This window comes from Bifidobacterium biavatii DSM 23969, from assembly GCF_000741165.1.
GTDB lineage: Bacteria > Actinomycetota > Actinomycetes > Actinomycetales > Bifidobacteriaceae > Bifidobacterium > Bifidobacterium biavatii.
The window spans coordinates 181,143-199,244 of sequence record NZ_JGYN01000030.1 but is presented as its reverse complement, the minus strand read 5'-3'; the positions used below and the strand labels follow the sequence as shown (position 1 = coordinate 199,244).

Genomic DNA, 18,102 nt, shown 5'->3' with positions numbered 1-18,102 from the left:
TCACAGATCGCAAAAAGCGATAAGGCCGGATGACCGATTGGGGTCATCCGGCCTTATCGCTTGCCAGATTCATTGGATTGATGTTTCGGATCCGTTCGCCGCACCGAGGCATCGCGTATGCGTGACGCTGCGAACGGGAAGCGGGCGATCAATCCAAGCCGATTGTTACCGCTTCAATGACGAAGCAGACCATCAGCCTTCGATGGCGATCTGGTGCTTGGCTTCAACCTGCGGCTGAGCCTGCTTCTTCGGAACCTGAATGCACAGTGTGCCGTTCTTGTACGACGCGTGAATGTCAGATTCCTTCACATCGTCGCCCACATAGAAGCTACGAGAGCAGCTGCCCATGTAGCGTTCGCGACGCAGCCACTTGCCGGACTCGTCGGTGCCGCAAGCGCACTTCGTATCGCCCTCGTGAGCGTCGGCCGGGGCATGATCCTCATGCTCGCTGCTGCGGGTGGCGGACACGGTCAAATAACCGTTGTTCAGCTCGAGCTTGATGTCATCCTTCTTGAAGCCAGGCATATCGATGTCCACATCGTAGCCGTTGGCGGTCTCGCGCACATCGGTGTTCATCATGTTTGCCGGCATCACAGCCGCCGCCGAGTTGTCGTCCGTACGCCAGCCCTGGAAGAACGGATCGTCGAACAGATCAGAAAACATCGTGTCATTCATCAAAGCCGGAAGCATAGCCATAATCGGTACTCCTAAACAAAAAAAACTTGCATGGAGTGGAACGGCTTGGCTCGCCGACCCGGCCAACCATCGGAACCCGCCTGTCGCGGCGCGCCCCGAAGATTCGGCCGAACTGGTTATCGTGACCGTTCCCGGAGCCCCTTCCGGAGCTCCTGCCTTGTCCTTTCACCCCACACAATAGGCAATCCCCGGCAACCATTCCCCGGTTTTACTCACAGTGAAAAACTTGAGCCAACAAGACTCAAGTTCTGCTTGAGGTGGTCGGGTCGGGTCGTATGCGGTGCCATGGTCGAGTGCGCCGGATGATCGCGCATTTGTTGGTTACACAATGCCGGCCATGTACAGTGGCATGTCCTTGATGACGCCGTTGTCGGAATGGCGGGTCGCCGAGTAGCGGTAGGCGATCGGGTATCCGTGCTTCTTCTGTGCGTAGATGAGGGACTTCGCCTGCTTGTGGCGTCCGGCTTTCACCTCGACCGGTATGACATGACCGTCCTGCTCGTAGAGAAAGTCGAGTTCGCCGCTGGAGTTCTCCGCCGACCAGTAATAAGGGACTTGTCCGTGCTGTGCGGTGAGCTGCTGGCATACATACTGTTCCGTCAGCGCTCCCTTGAACTCGCGGAACAGGGAGTCTTCGTCGAGCAGTGTACGGGCGTTCAGTCCGCTCATGGCGCCGAGCAGGCCGACGTCGAGGCAGTAGAGCTTGAACGCATTGGGGTCCTCGTATGCGGCCAGCGGATTCAGCGGTGTGCTGACGCGTTTGACGCGTAGGGCGAGGGAGGAATCCACGAGCCATTGGATGGCGATTTCGAAGTCCTTGCCGCGCCCGCCCTCGCGCACGGCGCCGTAGAGGAATTTGCTGTTTTCCCGGGCAAGCTGTGCGGGCAGCGAATCCCACACCTGATTGAGACGCAGTGTGGAAACGACTGGTCTGGGCTGAGAGTCCGTGTGTTTGGAGAAGTCGTCCCGGTAGTCTTCGACGAGAGACGTCTGCACTTGGCGTATCTCATTGAAGTCGACGTTCGGGAACGTGTCGGCGAACGTCGAGACGGCTTCGGGCATGCCGCCCGTGTACATGAAATACCGCAGCCATGTCATGAGCCGCTCATGCATGACATCGATCAGTGCGAAGTCCTGGGATCTCAGCAGCTCGGCCGACGAATCCTGCTGGCACGCGTACAGAAACTCGAGAAATGTCATCGGATAGAGCTTGAGCCGGTTCACCTTGCCCACGGGGAACGCGGAGCCGGGGTGCATGGCGATGCCCAATGCCGAACCGGTGGCGAGCACATCGTATTGCGGTGCGGTCTCGTTGAACATCTTCAACGCCGTCATCGCACGGGGGATCTCTTGGACCTCGTCGAGCACGATCAATGTATTGCCGGGCGTGATCCGGGTGTCGGATTCGAGCGATAATGCCGGGATCAGCCTGTCTGCGGACAGATTCCCTGCAAACACATTTGCCATTGCCGGATTGTCGAACAGCGACACGTATGCGACGTTGTCGTATTGCATGCGGCCAAACTCTCGAGCAAGCCACGTTTTGCCCACCTGGCGTGCGCCCTCGAGCAGCAGCGGCTTGTGATGTGCAGTGTTCTTCCACGCAACGAGCTTGTCCATCAGAAAACGCCTCATTGCAGGATTCCTTCCAAAATCAGGTGGACTTTTATATTATGAATCTACATAATCATGCGGACTTTATGATGACTGATATACATAATCAGGCGCACTTTAAGAACTTGGTGATACATCATCAGACGGAGTCGACTTCCTGTACGCGACTTTTGCGGGCGACTCCTGTGACTTGTGCGCGAACTAAAGACTTGAGTCAATAAGATTCAAGTTCGGCTTGAGGTGGTTGCGATCGCGGATAATTGGCGATGCGGCGTGATGCCCGTTCGCCGCAGCCGGCTGGCGGCCAACGCATAACCGGAATCTATATCCGAACCGCGGGCGCGGAATCTTCCCGATTCGTGTCCCGGCCATAAATAACGCGTATAGCCACGCCGTCCTCAGGCAGCTGTCCGTCCTGTACGTTGGAGTCCAATCGCTGCGATGCGCGGGAACAGGACATGTTGCGGGACCGGTAGGACCGCCCGCTGACGACGCAATGAACCGTGCGATCACGCGAGACGATGCCGGGCGGCGGGGACCGCGCCGGCTGAGACCAAGAAGAGTTCGGGGACACTTGAAGAAGGGAACCATCGCATCATGTCGCTCAACATATCCCGGATACGACGAATCATCGCCACCATTTCCGCCGCCACGCTGCTGGCGGGCGCGCTTGCCGGATGTGGCTCGGCAACCGCTCAGACCACGGCGGGCACCGAGATCGCATACGATCCGGTCAGCATTTCCGGCACCGCACCCGGCGGTGATCTGATCCCGACCAATGCCGGGGCGTCCGGCCGCAAGACGCTGGTCTGGCTGCTGTTCGACACGTTGGTCGATGTTGATCCGGAGACCAACCAGGTCGTCAACGAGGTCGCCGATTCCATCGAATCTGACGATCAGCGGACATGGACGATCACCATTAAGGACGGTCTCACCTTCTCCGACGGCAGCCCGCTGAAAGCGGACAATTTCATCAAGGCGTGGACGTGGGGCGCCGACATCGCCAACGCGCAGGTTTCCTCCGGTGATCTGGCCGTGATCAAGGGCTACGACAAGCTGCATCCCGCCGACGGTTCCAAAGCCACTACGAACGAGTTCGAGGGGTTGAAGAAAGTCGACGATCTGACGTTCACCGTCGAACTGGCCAGCGCCTACTCAGGATTCCGGAACCTGCTCACGTCCACTGCGTTTCTGCCCCTGCCTGACGCGTTCTTCAAGGATCCCGACGCTTGGCGTAAGAACCCGATCGGCAACGGCCCGTACAAACTGCGCAAGCCCGTCGACGAGGCCACCGGCGCGTACTTCGATCTGAACAAGCGCTACAAGGGCAATCGCACGCCGCACAACACCGGCGTGTATGTGAAGTTCTACACCGACACGAGCTCCGCCTATCAGGACGTGCTCGCCGACAATCTCGACATCACGTCTCCCGGCGGCGCCGACCTATTGACCGCCAAGGACGACTTTGGCGACCGTCTCGTCGAGCCGACGCTCACCGGTCCGAACACGACGCTCACGTTCCCGCTGTGGGACTCCTATTGGAACAGCGAACAGGGCTTGAAGGTCCGTCAGGCGATCAGTTTGGCCATCGACCGCGAGGAAATCGTCAACAAGGTCTTCAACGGCTACGCGGTGGCCGCGCGCGATTTTACGGTCAAGGGACTCAATGGCTGGAATGACAGCATTCCCGGCTCCGACATCCTCGACTACAACCCGACCAAGGCGAAGCAGCTGCTGGAAGAGGCGGGCGGCTACGACAAGGAACTGCCCATCTACTACAACTCCGACGGCGGTCACAAGCAGTGGGTTGAAGCCGTGGCCAACCAGCTGAAGAAGAATCTCGGGCTGAACGTCGTTCCCTCGCCCACCACCACGTTCGCGGACTTCCTGCAGAAGCGCGCCGACCACAAGTTCACCGGCCCGTGGCGTGCCGCCGAGATCCCGTTCAATCCGGGTCTTGACGACATGCTTCGTAACGTGTATTCGACGGCCGACGCTTCCGAGTCGAGCTTCGGATGGCATTCCGATGCGTTTGAATCCAAGTTGAAGGAAGGCTGGGCGCAGAAGGATACGGACGAGGCGAACAAGAAGTTCAACGAGGCGCAGGAGATCCTGTTCAAGGAGCTGCCGGCCATTCCGCTGTGGTACGCCGCCACGCCGACCGTCTACTCGACGAAGGTGAGCAACGTGGTTGACGCGTCGTTCGGCAGCGCCGTCTATCTCGTCGAGAAGAAGTAAAGCAATCGGCGTTGCCACGCGGGTCGCATGAACCCGAGAGCAAACGAATTCCGGCGCGGCATCGCCTGTGCGATCGCCGCGCCCATTCGTCGTTTTTCTGTGTTTCAGGGCACATTCGTTCGTCGCACGATGCCGGCCTTGTAGAGTGGCATGGACTGGGACATGCCTGACGAGTGTCTCGTGGGTATGCACGGTATATCAAATCTAGGCAACCGCCGGTGTCGGCATATACGTGCCACCGTACAAAGAGCCGCTTACCGTGCCGTCGGCATCCGTGCTGCGTATGCTGGAATCGGCAACATACCAAGGATGGGGAGGTTGGGATGACACCGATCGAATTGGCCACGCGCAGGCGGGTGACCGGACTGACGTCCGGCGAATTCGCGCGCCTGTTCGTCACGCTGGAACGCAAGGTCGACGGCGAATCGGCCCAGTGGGACGCCTCCGACGTCGAATCATGGGAGATCGTCGGCCCGCCGGCCACCGCCGACCAGCACATCATCGACACGCTCGGCGCGGCCAACGAATTCGTCGCCACGCTGGCCCGCCGGCTCTACCGCATCATCACGCCGGCCGAAGAAGGCACGGTCGTCACCGTGTTCCCCGACGACGCGACGTTCTGGGCCGACCAGCCCGACCTCGGCGGCATCCCGCACGCGCTGTGGAACATCGCCGCCCTGCAGGCCATCGAATGGGTGCGCACCGAAACCGGCATCGTCTGCACCCTCGACTCCCGCGCCCCGCTCATCTGACAATCCATTGCCTTCGTTGCCGTCTCGCCGTGAAACAGCGCAACGAAGAAGCGGCCCGCGACCGGCCGTTACCTGCGGTCCGACGTCGGCATGGCCCGAAACAGGGGGAGGAAACCAACGCACAGCATCAACGCAAGGGGCGCAAGCAGACGCCAGTCGGCAGACATCGCCCAGCCAGCCCACGTGCCGGCGGCGCTGCCGATCGCATAGGCGAAGCGCGCGCGGCCGCTGAAACGAGCGAGATCGCTCCCGCGCAACTGCAACATGCGGGACATGACCACGGCCTGCGCGAGCAAGCCATAGCCCAACTGGTCCAGCAACCAGCCGACGCACGCGGTCGGCAACGTCGGAATCGCCACGAACACGAGCGCCACGGCCATCAGCGCGACGCCGATCATGCCGATGCGGCGCATGCCCAGCTTCGCCGACCAGCGCATGTACGCGAACGATCCGATGATCGCGCCCACGCCGCTGCACGCGTACAGCACGGTCAGTGCAGCGCCGCCATACTCCTTGCCAAGACCAAGCATCGTATAGCTCATCCACAGCGCCGGCACCAGCGCCATCAGCGCGGACGCCGCCAGCAGACGGACTCTGGTCGTACGGTCCGCGTCCGTGCGGTCAGCCGGCTCATGATCGGAGGCCGTATCGTCGCGGAACGGAGCATCGGTCGTCGCATCCGTTGCGGTTTGCTCGGCGGCGTCCGCCGTGTTCATCGTTACGCCGGGCATAAGATCACGTGTGCGGAATCGCGTGAGCGCGCAGCCGAACGACAACAAGGCCGATGTGAACAGCATCGCCTTGACCGACGCGTTGGCGATCGCCGAACCGGCGACCTGACCGAGCAGCGTGCCGGCAACGCTCGAAATCACGCTCACATAGCCGCTGTATTGCACGAGCATGCCGTCGTCGCCCTCCGCGGCGTCGACCTCAAACACTTCGGACGCGACGTCTATCACCTGACCGGTCATCAGCAGCAGGCACGACAGCGCGAGTAGCAGCCACTTCCAATACTCCCAACCGCCGGGCACGAGCGCGACCGTCAGACACAACACGCCCTCAACGCCCTCGGCGCTGGCCAGCGAGCGGAACGAACCGAACCGTTGCACGATCCACGCGGCCGCCGGCGATGCGAAATCCACCGCCAGGCCGAACGTGCGGCGGAACGCCACCACCCACGCCGGCAGCCCGACCACCAGAATCGACGGGATCACCGAACCCTCGAACACCGCGTTGCTCAGCATCGACATGGTCATGCCCACCAGCGCCCAGCGCAACGCCAGACTCAGCTGGCTGATCCGTCCCAACTTGCTCATGGGACGTCAACATAGCAGGGGGGGGCGCCTGGGGGGAGCGGACCGTGCGGCGGAAACGTCGGGATACGCGAAACGGGCGGCGACGGGCATGCGCGGCGGGCGTCCGCGGACAGAACGTTCGGCATTCGGACGGAAATCAACGATGGTCGCAAAGCCGGAAACATGCCGTTTGTATTGCGGCCGTAGAATTGCGACGATTTTGCGATTGTGCGGACGTGCGTCGCCGCGTGCGTCGCGTGCGTCGCGTCCGCCGTGCGTTGCGCGCGCCACGGGTGCCGCGACGCGCGCGATGTGCACGTGACCTGTGCGCACGTCGAACGCAATCGCCGGAACTGACGACGACGATGGGGGCCTGATGAGACTGACACCGCGGGAAACCGACAAACTCATGCTGTATTTGGCGGGGCAGCTCGCCAAGGACCGCAAGTCGCGGGGCGTGAAGCTCAACTACGTGGAGGCGATCGCGCTGATCTCCTCCGAATGCGTGGAACGCGCGCGCGAAGGCGCCACCGTGGCCGAACTCATGCAGTACGGGCGCACATTGCTCAAGCCCGAAGACGTGATGGACGGCGTGGCCGAAATGCTCGACGTGGTCGAAGTCGAAGCGACGTTCCCCGACGGCACCAAACTCGTGTCCATCCACAATCCGATCGAATCGACCGAACGGCTCGTGCCCGGCGAATACCTGTTCGCCGACGGCGACCTGACCATCAACGACGGCAAGGACGCGATCGAACTCGACGTGGTCAACACCGCCGACCGGCCCATCCAGATCGGCTCGCACTTCCACTTCTTCGAAGTCAACAAGTATCTCAAGTTCGACCGCAAGGCCGCCTACGGCAAGCGGCTTGACATCCCCGCTGGCACGGCCGTGCGATTCGAGCCGGGCGAGGCACATCGCGTGCGGCTCATCGACATCGGCGGCACGCGCGAAATCCACGGCTTCAGCGCGCTCGTCGAAGGCCAGCTCGACGACCCGCAGGTGCGCGAGGCCGCGTTCGCCAAGGCGCACGAACAGGGATTCCTAGGCATCTGACATCGGGGGAGCGAGTAAGGAACGATCATGAGCAAGACCATCACACGCAAGGACTACGCGGGCATGTTCGGCCCGACAACCGGCGACCGCGTGCTCCTCGGCGACACGAACCTCATCATCGAAGTCGAACGCGACTGCACGCATTACGGCGACGAACTCAAATTCGGCGGCGGCAAATCGTTCCGCGACGGCATGGGCCAAAGCTCCGTGCAGCTCGACGCGGAATCGCCCGACACTGTCATCACCAACGCGCTCATCGTCGACTGGACCGGCATCTACAAGGCCGACATCGGCATCAAAAACGGCAAGATCAGCGCCATAGGCAAGGCCGGCAACCCGCAGACCATGAACGGCGTCACCCCCGGCCTCGCCGTCGGCTCCGGCACCGAGGCGATCGCCGGCGAAGGCCTCATCGTCACCGCGGGCGGACTCGACACGCACATCCACTTCATCTCCCCGCAGCAGGTGCGCACCGCGCTCGCCGGCGGCGTCACCACTATGGTCGGCGGCGGCACCGGCCCGGCCGACGGCACCAACGCGACCACCTGCAATCCGGGCGCGTTCCATCTGGCGCGGATGATCGAAGCGGCCGAAGCGCTGCCCGTCAACATCGCGTATCTCGGCAAGGGCAATGATTCAAGCCCCGAACCGCTACGCGAGCAGATCCGCGCGGGCGCGGCGGGCCTGAAAATCCACGAGGACTGGGGTTCCACGCCGGCCGTGATCGACACCTGCCTCGGCGTGGCCGACGACATGGACGTGCAGGTCGCCATCCACACCGACACCCTCAACGAGGGCGGCTGCGTGGAGGACACCATCGCCGCGTTCAAGGGGCGCGCGATCCACACGTACCACACGGAAGGCGCAGGTGGCGGCCACGCGCCGGACATCATCCGCGCGGCCGGCTTCCCGAACGTGCTGCCGAGCTCCACGAACCCGACCATGCCGTACACGCGCAACACCATCGACGAGCACCTCGACATGATGATGGTCTGCCACCATCTCGACCGCAACGTGCCCGAGGACATCTCGTTCGCCGACTCGCGCATCCGCCCCGAGACGATCGGCGCGGAGGACGTGCTGCACGACATGGGCATCATCTCGATGATGAGCTCCGACTCGCAGGCGATGGGCCGCGTGGGCGAGGTCATCACGCGCACCATCCAGACCGCCGACAAGATGAAGCGCCAGCGCGGCCCGCTGCCCGAGGATGCGCATGACAACAATCGCAACGACAACTTCCGCGTCAAGCGCTACGTGTCCAAGTTCACCATCAACCCGGCCATCACGCACGGCATCGCCGAATACGTGGGCTCCGTCGAGGTCGGCAAGATGGCCGACCTGGTGCTCTGGCAGCCGGCCATGTTCGGCGCGAAGCCGGAAATGGTCATCAAGGGCGGTTCGATCGCATACGCCCGTATGGGCGACGCGAACGCGTCCATCCCGACCCCGGAGCCGGTTTACTACCGCGACATGTTTGGTGCGCTCGGCCGCGCGCTCGGCTCGTCCTGCGCCACGTTCGTCTCGCAGGCCGCCTACGACGACGACATCAAGGGCAAGCTGGGCCTGCAACGGCAGGTGCTGCCGGTGCATGGCTGCCGCACGGTGGGCAAGAAGGACCTTAAGTTCAACGACGTGCTCGCCGACATCCAGGTCAACCCGGAAACCTTCCAGGTGACGGTCGACGGCGAGCTCGTCCACTCCGACCCGGCGTACGAGCTGCCGCTCACTCAGCGCTACTTCCTGTTCTGAACCGCATTCCGACCGCTCTGGCGGCTGGGAACGTTTTGGATCGTTTCAGTGTGGTTAGGAACGGCTCAGAGGGCTCTTGGTGTCTCAGAGCGGAATGCAGTTTGACGATTCAGAGGCTGATTTCGGTTTCTGTTGAGGTCGGTTTGACGATCGAGAGGCTAACTCAATGCGATGATCCGTTGCGTAACGGCGTCATCGCATCATATGCCGCTGATTCCACGTCTCTTTCTGGTGTCGGGTAGCCTTTCGATCGTCGAACTGACCTGCGCAAAACGTGAAATTAGCCTCTCAATCGTCAAACTGGAGTCAAACTGGAGTGGCAGCGTTGCTAAAAATAGAGATCAGCCGTTCGTGACGATGTCGGCCACGGCCTTGATAAGGTCGAACGCGTCATCGCCGCGGTTCGTGAGCACCCGCAGGCACACGCCGTCGATCGCGCGGCTCACGCCCAGCTCGCCGACGAACCCGATCGAATCCGCATACGAGCGGATGCGATCGATCAGCGCGTCCTCCGCGGCGATGCGCGTCTGCTCGACGCGCGCCGCGACAGCGGCAGGGGACATGTCGGCGGCGGCCGCAGCGCCTGCCGCGGTCGTCCCGGGGTTAGGAGCGGTTTCAGTCGTGCCGATAGCGTCTCCCGTCGTCCCGGCCGCCGGATCAATCTCTGGCACATGCGCGTACAGCACGCCGCAATGCGTGAACGACCGCCACATGCCCATCTCCGTGTAGTCGAACGAGGCCGGCTCCAGCAGCATCCGGTCCGCGAACGCAAGCCGGGTGCGCGGCTCAATCTTCGGCGGTCGGCCACGACGGTGGGCACCCGCGTCAGGAATCGCCACGGTCGGCGCAACCTGCGCGGGAGCGGCTGCGACTGCCGTTTCCGCACCGGTCGCCGCCGTGTTCAGCATGTCCGTCTCCGTACTGGCAGACGACTGCTCGTCCCGTGCCGCCGCAACCGCAACCGGCTCGTCGACGACCACGCGCAGCCGGTTCGCGAACCGGCGCATCGCCCAACGCTCGTCCATGCCGACGCGGCCGCACGTCACCACATCCGCGTACACGAACGTCGACTCGGCCGCAATATGAGCGGTCGTGCGATTCTCGAACGAACTGTTGCGGAACGGGATCACCGGAAACGGCAGAAACACGGCCTTCGCATCGCCTCGCACGGTCAGGTCGATCGTGCGCGACGCCGAACCGTCGGCCGTGTCGAGCACCTTCTCGTAGCTCTGCGTCTTGATCGTCGAATCCGTGCCCGGACCGAAATCAAGCTCGATATGCGCCTCGTCGCCCTTCAAAAAACCCGGCGAGGCGAGCATTACGATGAAATCCGAATGACGGCCGTTCGTGAACGGCGTCATCAGCTTGAACGGCGCCTCGAAGTACACGTCGTCGATTTTTGTACGCCCGTGACGGAACGCGGTGGATAGGCGGAACGTGCTGCTGGACATGAATCGACTCCTGCGGAAAATGTGCGGAATGTGCGGAATATGCGGATGCGCCGCGTCGGCGCGATGATGCGGAACGCGCGTGCGGCCGCCGTGCGTGACTGCACGCCGACTGCACGCTGACTGCACGCGCGCGTTCGATCACATGTCTTCGAACAGGACGGACTTCTTGATCCACGCGATCACGTCGTCCACGCCCGCGCCGCCCATCAGGTCGGTGAAGATGAACGGACGATCGCCGCGCATCTTCTTGGAATCACGTGCCATCACGTCAAGGTCGGCGTGCACGAGCGGCGCCAGATCGGCCTTGTTGATGACCAGCAGATCGGAGCGCGTGACGCCCGGGCCGCCCTTGCGTGGAATCTTGTCGCCCTCGTCGGTGGCGATCACGTAGATCGTCGCATCGGCCAGATCCGGGCTGAACGTGGCGGACAGGTTGTCGCCGCCCGACTCGACGAACATGATCTGCACGTCCGGATGCGTGCGGGCCATCTCCTCGCACGCTTCGAGATTCATCGAGCAGTCCTCGCGGATGGCGGTGTGCGGGCAGCCGCCGGTTTCCACGCCGACGATGCGGTCGGGCGACAGGCGGCTGTGCTCGATGAGGAACTCGGCGTCCTCCTTGGTGTAGATGTCGTTGGTGACGACGCAGATGCTGTATTCGTCGGCCATTTTGCGGGTCAGTCGCTCGATGAGCGCGGTCTTGCCCGAGCCGACCGGTCCGGCGACGCCGATGCGTACGTATGACATGTGTTCTCCTTCGGTTGTTGGTTGGTGCGGATTGTTGCGAGTGCAGTGTTTGGTTAAGGACTGGTTGAGTTTGAACGTTGCATTTTATTTTCTTGGCTCCCCTTGTCAGGGGAGCTGTCACGCAGTGACTGAGGGGTAGTCAGAACCTTCGCATTACTACGGTTGAAGGCCGCTGCGTAAGTGCGGGGTCCGGCGACGGTCGGCATGTACGACGCCCGACACGCTCCGGGCCGCTCGGCCAAGTCATACGGTCGGTCATCGCACATGCCGGCCGCAGCCTCGTTTCGTACGGTGAGTCGGGCATCGCATGCGCCGGCCTTCGCCTCGGTTCCGTGTGACTCAGCTCATGTAGAGCCTCGAATACAGGGTTTCGTGCTGCATGGCGGCGATGTCGAGGTAGGCGCCGGAAATGCCGAGATCGTCGGGTTTGAGCGTCATCGCGACGTCGACCGCGTGCACGAGGCGCGGAAACGAGTCGTGCAGCGCGACCTGGCCCGCGTACTGGCTGAGTGGAATCGCCTTCGCCGCGCACATCGTCAGCGCACTGAGCAGAGAATAGCCGTACATGATCGCCGCGTCGCGCACGTCCGGCGCATGGTCGGCCGCGTACAGTCCCATTGCGATCGAATGCAGGCCGCGGCAGCGTCCGTCGCGGATCAGCCCGGCGTACAGGTCGAGCGACGGCGAACGTTGTCCGCAACCGGCGTCCATCTGATCCGCGAGCTTGACCAGTCGCGTGCACATGCGCTCGCTGCCCTCGCGGATCTCGCGCGCCGACTGCAACGCGCTCGCGAGCTCGTCCAATTCAACCAGTTTGGCGGTCAATCCGCGGCTCGACAGGCGCGCGTCGGTCGCGTACCGGCCGGCGATCACCATCTGGCCGATCTCCTTATACGGCGCGACTTCGAGATAGTTCTTCATGTACTGCTCGAAGTCGGGGCCGCGGCGCAGGAAATCGCGCTGCACGAACGTCTCCATGCCGTTCGACAATGCGAACGCTCCCACGGGGAACACACTGTCGCACACCTGCAGCATGGCGAGGCGTCGCGCTTCGGTTTCATTGACGTTCATGTGACGGCTTTCGTGTGTTCGATGTGTACTCAATGCTTGGCTCCCCCTTGTCAGGGGAGCTGTCACGCAGTGACTGAGGGGTAGTCAGAACCCATCGCATTGCGTTCGCGGGGATCCTGGAGACTTGCCGGCGCGGTCAGTGCGTGTGCCAGGTGCGGCCGCCGTCGTGGCTGTGCGAGCCGTCGGGGCGGTGCAGCACGCCGTTCGACTCGTATTCGCCCGGCTTGAGCACATACGGATGCTCGTCGTCGACGCCGGGCTCGGCGTGGACGTGGTCGTGATGATGGCCGTGCGCGTGATCGCCGTGATCGTCGTGATCATGAACGTGGCCGGCCCCGCCCGCACCGCCGTTCGCGGCCTCTTTCGCGGCCCAGTCGGCGTCCGCCTCGGCCTCCTGCTCCTCTTCGGCCACGTCGCCCGTGGTCTTGTTCGTGCCCGGAATGATCGTGCCCGAACCGGCGTGCGCCTTGACGATCAGGAACCCGTCGAACCCGCCCTCGATGATGTGCGGCTCGAACCCGATCTTCTTCGTGTACTCCATCGTCGGATGGTCGTACGGCACGAGCACGCGGTCGTTCTCGACCTTGAGGCTCAGGTGGCGGTTGCCCAGCTCGAAGCACAGGCGGCCCATCTCCTTCATCGAGTTCACCGGGATTTCGATGAGCTGCGCGGTTTTGATGCGCGCGAAATAGCGCTTGTCCTCGGTTTCGGCGAGCACGTCGCCGTCCTTGATCGTGCGCCCGACCATCACGCCGAACTCGGTGCCGTCCTCGGCGACCTTGCGCATGCGCTTCTTGTCCGTTTCGAACCAGTCAAACGCGATCGGCACGTTCAGCTTGCCGTCGTCGTACTGCTGCTCGATGATGTTGCCGGTTATCTCCTTGGCGATCATTCGCGCTCCTTCCGTTGTCTGCGTCGGCGGCCGTTGCCGTCTGCCGATTGCCGTGCCCGTCGGCCGCGTATCGTCGCGATGGTCGGGTCGTATCGGTTGAACTGAGGGACAGTGTACGAGCGCCGTTGTGGCCGTTTGTAACGAACGGTCGCGCGTCGTCGCGCGCATCGTCCGTGGTCGTCGCGCGCATCGTCGCAAACGGTCGCAACCGTGCGGTTTGCGTGCGGATCGTGCGCGATAATATGCCGAAAAATACGCGGAACATACGTGACCACGATACGAAACGTGCGTATCGCCCGTCGGCGTTTCGCAACGATCGCAACCGTTTGCCGAGCATCGTGCGCAAGCCGAATCACAAGTGTGATATTACGTTGCCATTCATGAACGCGCGCGGCGAACGATCGCCGACCGTCATCAACGAGAAACGAGAAGGGAGACGGGCATGACGACAGCCCCCGAAACCGTGACGCTCGCCATGCACATTCCGGACAATTTCATCTCGCCGTCCACCGGCGCGCTGTTCTGGGTCGTGATGATCCCCGTCTGGTTCCTGTGCATGCGCGCGGTGATGCGCGAGGCCACACCGGAGAAAATGGCGTATCTGGGCGCGGGAGCCGCGTTCTCGTTCCTCATCATGATGTTCAACGTGCCCACGCCCGGCGGCACCACCGCGCACGGCGTCGGCGCCGCGCTCATCGCGCTCCTGCTCGGCCCGCAGTACGCGACCGTCGCCGTGTCCGTCGCGCTGCTGCTGCAGGCGCTGCTGTTCGGCGACGGCGGCCTGATCACGCTCGGCGCGAACTGCTTCAACATGGGTGTGGTGCTGCCGTTCGCAGCGTACGGGCTGTACGCGGGCATCCGGGGTACGGCGTTGTGGATCACCGGTCGGCGCACGGCGGGAGAGTCGGCGGGCGGTTCGGCTCGCCCCGCGGCCGCGACGGCTTCCTCCGTGGAAGCAGCGGTTGCGGCCGTGCCTGCCGGCGTCGATCGCGTCGCGCAGTTCGTCGCCGGATACGTTGGCATTACGCTGGCCGCGCTGTGCGTCGCAATCGAACTGGGCGTGCAGCCGCTGCTCTTCCGCGCAGCCGACGGACAGTCGTTGTACTTCCCGTTCGGCCTCGCCGTGACGGTTCCGGCCATGCTCATCCCGCATCTGGCGGTCGCCGGCGTGGTCGAAGGCCTGATGACCGTCGCGGTCGTCGACTTCGTGCGCCGCACCGCGCCGGAAATCGTGCGGTCTCGGGTTGCGGTCGGGGACGTGGCCGGGGGAGTGCGTGGAGACAGCGTGCAAACGGTTGCCGACGTTGTACCCGGCTCCGCTGATGCCGGCGCATCGGACGTGCTCGCGAACGCTACGAATGCGGATACGGTCTTCGCTCCGGCTTCGGCTCAGGCCCGAACCGCCCAGCCTCGTTCCGGCCTGCGCAGGTCCGTGTGGATCGCGCTCGCCGCGGTCGCACTGCTGTCGCCGATCAGCCTGATCGCCACCGGCGACGCGTGGGGCGAGTGGGGCGCCGAGGACTTCATGGCCGCCACGGGCCTCGACTACGTGCCGCAGTACATCGCGCACGGCTTCTCGTGGAACGCGCTGCTGCCCGACTATTCGCTCGCCGGCCTGCCGGACATCGCCGGCTACCTGCTGTCCGCCGTGATCGGCATCGCCGTCACCACCATCGTCTTCCGCCTGCTCGCGCTCGCCGTCAGTGGCCGTAACGTGCGCAAATAACGCCGGAATTGTGCATCATGCCGTATTGTCAGTCAGCCGATCGGTCGTCGGAGCACCGGGAATCGGCCGATCGCCGACCGCCGGACTGTCAGCGGTATACCTCGGCGTTCGGTGGTCGGCAACCGTCCGCGCACGCGACGCTGCCCGACTGGCTGCGCGAGTCCGAACGCTACGATCCGCCGACGGATCGGTCGTCGTTCATCGAACGCAATCTCGCGCATATCGGCGACGTGCTCGTGCAGGTCGGCGCCGCGCTGCCGCTCGACCGCAGCCCGCTCGATCGTGCGCTCGCCGCCGTCACGCCGTCGCTGCGGCTGGTTGGCGTGCTGGCTGCGATCGTATGCGTCAATCTCACGCGCAACATGCTGTTCTCGTACGTCATGCTCGCCGTCGCACTGGTCGCGCTCGCCGTGCGACCAGCCCGGCTGATCGTGGCGATTCTCGCGCCGACGCTCGCCGTATGCGCGTTCAGTCTCGTCGTCGCGCTGCCGTCCGTGCTCGTCGGACAAACCGGCGCGCCGGTGCGACTCGTCGTGCGCGCGTTCGTGGCCGTATCGCTGGTGATTACGCTTGCACAGACAGTGCCATGGAACCGGCTGATCGGCGGCCTGCGTGGGCTCGGCGTGCCCGATTCGGTCGTGTATGTGTGCGATGTGACGATCCAGTTCATCGACGTGCTCGGCCGTTCGATGATGCAGCTGCTTGACGCGCTGCGACTGCGCAGCGTCGGTCGTGACGCGCGCAAGCTCAAGTCCGCCGGGCGGCTGCTTGGCGCGCTGTTTCTGCGCGCGAACACGCAGGCGCGGCAGATGGCCGAGGCGATGGCGTGCCGCGGATTCGACGGGCGTTATCGCGTGCGCCGCGAACGTTGGCTGACCTGGCCGAACACGGTGTACGCGCTGGGCGTGGCAGCGATGGTCGCGCTGGCCGTGTATCTGGGATGATGGCAGCTGCGCGTGGTACTGGATGCCGATACCGATGGGGTAGCGCATGCTCCAGGCAAGCTCCGGTGGAAGGTATGGTGGAGCGTTGACGACGGGAATCACGGAAATGTGGGTGGAATGGCGATGAATATATTTGGCGGATCGGCTCGGTCGATGGCCCAGTCGACAACGTCATACGGCGTGAACGCCGACTGGTTCGCGGGAGAGCCACTGGTGGCGTTGGAACACGTGGACTTCGCATACCGCGATCGCGGTGATGGCGAGACGCACCCGGTATTGCGCGACTTTTCGATGACGATCGCGCGCGGCGAATGCGTGGCGCTGCTCGGTCCGAACGGCAGCGGCAAAACCACGATCATGCGCATCGTCAATGCGCTCGAATTCCCGGATTCCGGCACGTACCGGCTTGGAGGGACTGTGGTGGAACGGCGGTCGGTTGAACGGCGGGACAGTCCGTTCGCCAAGGCGTTGCACCAACGCGTCGGATTCGTGTTCCAGAGTTCCGACACGCAGCTGTTCTGCCCGTCCGTCGAGGAGGAGATCGCGTTCGGGCCGATGCAGATGGGACTGCCGGACGATGAAATTGCGCGGCGGGTGGACGATATGGTCGCGCTGTTCGGACTTGACCGCATGCGGGACCGTGCGCCGTACCGGCTGTCCGGCGGCGAAAAGAAGCGCGTCGCGATCGCCTGCTGCCTGTCGATGAACCCCGATCTGCTTGTGCTCGACGAGCCGACCGACGGACTCGACGAGTGCAACACCGACATTGTGGTCGACGTGCTGCGCGCCTTCGTCGCAGCCGGCAAAACCGTGCTCATCTCCACCCACCACCACGACGTCGTCGAACGCCTCAGCGCCCGCATCCAGCGCATCGAGCCGCTTATTGGAGAGGAAAGCGTGAAAAGCTGGCGGTAGCCTCGGCCCCCTCGGCTGAGGGGGCTGTCAGCCGTAGGCTGACTGGGGGAGCGTCACGACGGTCAGCATCGCCAACACCATCGTGTACATATCAATACTCAGCTTATGCGGAAAGTCATGAAATCCAAGAAAAGCGCCGAACCGTGAAAGCGCCTGTCGGCGCAAAGGCCGCTCGCAGCGGCAAAAAATGGAGCCCGGGGCTATGCACGGCCCGACGCGAGTACTCAGTATAGCGGCTAATCGAGCTTGCCACGCCGCCACAGCGAGGCGCCATGCCGAAAGTCGCGCGCGGTGACCATCAGGTTGCTCGCCGTGTGCAGCAGCCGCGCGGCCTTGTCCGGCTGCCGCTGAACGCCGGCCGCCGCCACGGACGACGACGAGGACAGCCGCTTCGCCTCCACGCGCAATCCCAACGCCACCACATCCGTGAACGCGGCCGCACGTTCCAGCGCCACCGCAAAATCGCCCGTAAACGCGCCGGCCAAAATCGAATCGGCGGTACGCGCGATATCGTCCTCGGTTGGCGCCGCATCCACGCCGGCAATCGCCGACGCAGCGGTCGCAACCGGCTCGCCGACGCGCCACAGTCGCGCGATCGACGCATCATGCTGCCGCATCCACGAACGCAACAGGTACAGCCGCCACAGAATCCCCGGCAGCGAATCCGGCTCGGACCGGCTCCACAGCTCCGCGATCACGTCTACGCCTTCCCGGTCGACGAGCGTGAGCACGCGCGCAACGACTTCGGGATCGGCCGTATGATGCACTCGATCGAGCAGCGCCGCGGCCGACGCGTGGCTCATTTCGCTGACTTCGCTCGGATCGGCTCCGCCGGCGATGCCTTCGACCAGGCCGGGGTCGATCTGCCCGGGCCGCGACGGGCGCGGCGAACCGGTGGGCGTGAACCCGTTGGCGCGGCTGGAAACGATGGAACCGGAACCGTAGTGCACAG

General features: G+C 63.6%; 15 protein-coding genes. 7 read left to right on the top strand and 8 right to left on the bottom strand.

Going from position 1 to position 18,102, the window contains the following annotated elements:
• Positions 1–192: 192 nt before the first annotated feature.
• Complete coding sequence (locus tag BBIA_RS10340; RefSeq protein WP_035138358.1) at positions 193–696, bottom strand: Hsp20/alpha crystallin family protein; 504 nt, start codon at positions 694–696, stop codon at positions 193–195.
• Positions 697–1,017: 321 nt separating this feature from the next.
• A complete protein-coding gene (locus BBIA_RS10335) occupies positions 1,018–2,331 on the bottom strand; it encodes an ATP-binding protein (protein WP_033495719.1) in 1,314 nt (437 codons plus the stop codon).
• 576 nt (positions 2,332–2,907) lie between these two features.
• Here BBIA_RS10335 and BBIA_RS10330 point away from each other — a divergent pair.
• The gene (locus tag BBIA_RS10330; protein ID WP_051923979.1) at positions 2,908–4,548 is read left to right on the top strand and encodes a peptide ABC transporter substrate-binding protein; all 1,641 of its coding nucleotides are present in this window, start codon (positions 2,908–2,910) and stop codon (positions 4,546–4,548) included.
• Between the two features lie 323 nt (positions 4,549–4,871).
• Positions 4,872–5,300 carry a hypothetical protein gene (locus BBIA_RS10325; protein ID WP_033495717.1) on the top strand — a complete coding sequence of 143 codons (429 nt, stop codon included), beginning with the start codon at positions 4,872–4,874 and terminating at the stop codon, positions 5,298–5,300.
• A gap of 68 nt (positions 5,301–5,368) precedes the next feature.
• Here BBIA_RS10325 and BBIA_RS10320 read toward each other — a convergent pair whose 3' ends face one another.
• On the bottom strand, positions 5,369–6,616 hold the full coding sequence (locus tag BBIA_RS10320) for an MFS transporter (protein ID WP_033495715.1): 1,248 nt from the start codon (positions 6,614–6,616) through the stop codon (positions 5,369–5,371).
• Between the two features lie 355 nt (positions 6,617–6,971).
• On the opposite strand from BBIA_RS10320, the gene ureA reads away from it, so the two are divergent.
• A complete protein-coding gene (ureA, locus tag BBIA_RS14975; protein WP_033495713.1) occupies positions 6,972–7,652 on the top strand; it encodes an urease subunit gamma in 681 nt (226 codons plus the stop codon).
• A gap of 27 nt (positions 7,653–7,679) precedes the next feature.
• Positions 7,680–9,404 (top strand): urease subunit alpha, encoded by a 1,725-nt coding sequence (gene ureC, locus BBIA_RS10310; protein ID WP_033495711.1) that lies wholly within the window; start codon positions 7,680–7,682, stop codon positions 9,402–9,404.
• 341 nt (positions 9,405–9,745) lie between these two features.
• Here the strand turns inward: ureC and BBIA_RS13930 are convergent, their stop codons facing one another.
• The 4 genes from BBIA_RS13930 to BBIA_RS10290 all read right to left on the bottom strand — a co-directional run bounded on the left by BBIA_RS13930 (position 9,746) and on the right by BBIA_RS10290 (position 13,565).
• A complete protein-coding gene (locus BBIA_RS13930; protein WP_081892294.1) occupies positions 9,746–10,855 on the bottom strand; it encodes an urease accessory protein UreD in 1,110 nt (369 codons plus the stop codon).
• Positions 10,856–10,993: 138 nt separating this feature from the next.
• Positions 10,994–11,602 carry an urease accessory protein UreG gene (gene ureG / locus BBIA_RS10300; RefSeq protein ID WP_033495709.1) on the bottom strand — a complete coding sequence of 203 codons (609 nt, stop codon included), beginning with the start codon at positions 11,600–11,602 and terminating at the stop codon, positions 10,994–10,996.
• Positions 11,603–11,941: 339 nt separating this feature from the next.
• Entirely contained in the window at positions 11,942–12,673 is a 732-nt protein-coding gene (locus BBIA_RS10295) for an urease accessory protein UreF (RefSeq protein WP_033495707.1), read from the bottom strand.
• 136 nt (positions 12,674–12,809) lie between these two features.
• Positions 12,810–13,565 carry an urease accessory protein UreE gene (locus BBIA_RS10290; RefSeq protein WP_033495705.1) on the bottom strand — a complete coding sequence of 252 codons (756 nt, stop codon included), beginning with the start codon at positions 13,563–13,565 and terminating at the stop codon, positions 12,810–12,812.
• Positions 13,566–14,007: 442 nt separating this feature from the next.
• Between BBIA_RS10290 and cbiM the strand changes: the two genes are divergently transcribed.
• The 3 genes from cbiM (at position 14,008) to BBIA_RS10270 (ending at position 17,150) form a co-directional block, all read left to right on the top strand.
• Positions 14,008–15,291, top strand: coding sequence for a cobalt transporter CbiM (cbiM, locus tag BBIA_RS10280; protein ID WP_051923978.1), 1,284 nt, complete (start codon positions 14,008–14,010; stop codon positions 15,289–15,291).
• A 17-nt stretch (positions 15,292–15,308) separates the two neighbouring features.
• Complete coding sequence (locus BBIA_RS10275; RefSeq protein WP_033495701.1) at positions 15,309–16,235, top strand: energy-coupling factor transporter transmembrane component T; 927 nt, start codon at positions 15,309–15,311, stop codon at positions 16,233–16,235.
• A 123-nt stretch (positions 16,236–16,358) separates the two neighbouring features.
• Complete coding sequence (locus tag BBIA_RS10270) at positions 16,359–17,150, top strand: energy-coupling factor ABC transporter ATP-binding protein (RefSeq protein ID WP_202962048.1); 792 nt, start codon at positions 16,359–16,361, stop codon at positions 17,148–17,150.
• A gap of 236 nt (positions 17,151–17,386) precedes the next feature.
• On the opposite strand, the gene BBIA_RS10265 is transcribed toward BBIA_RS10270, so the two are convergent.
• Entirely contained in the window at positions 17,387–18,100 is a 714-nt protein-coding gene (locus BBIA_RS10265; RefSeq protein ID WP_033495699.1) for a hypothetical protein, read from the bottom strand.
• Between the last annotated feature and the right edge of the window lie 2 nt (positions 18,101–18,102).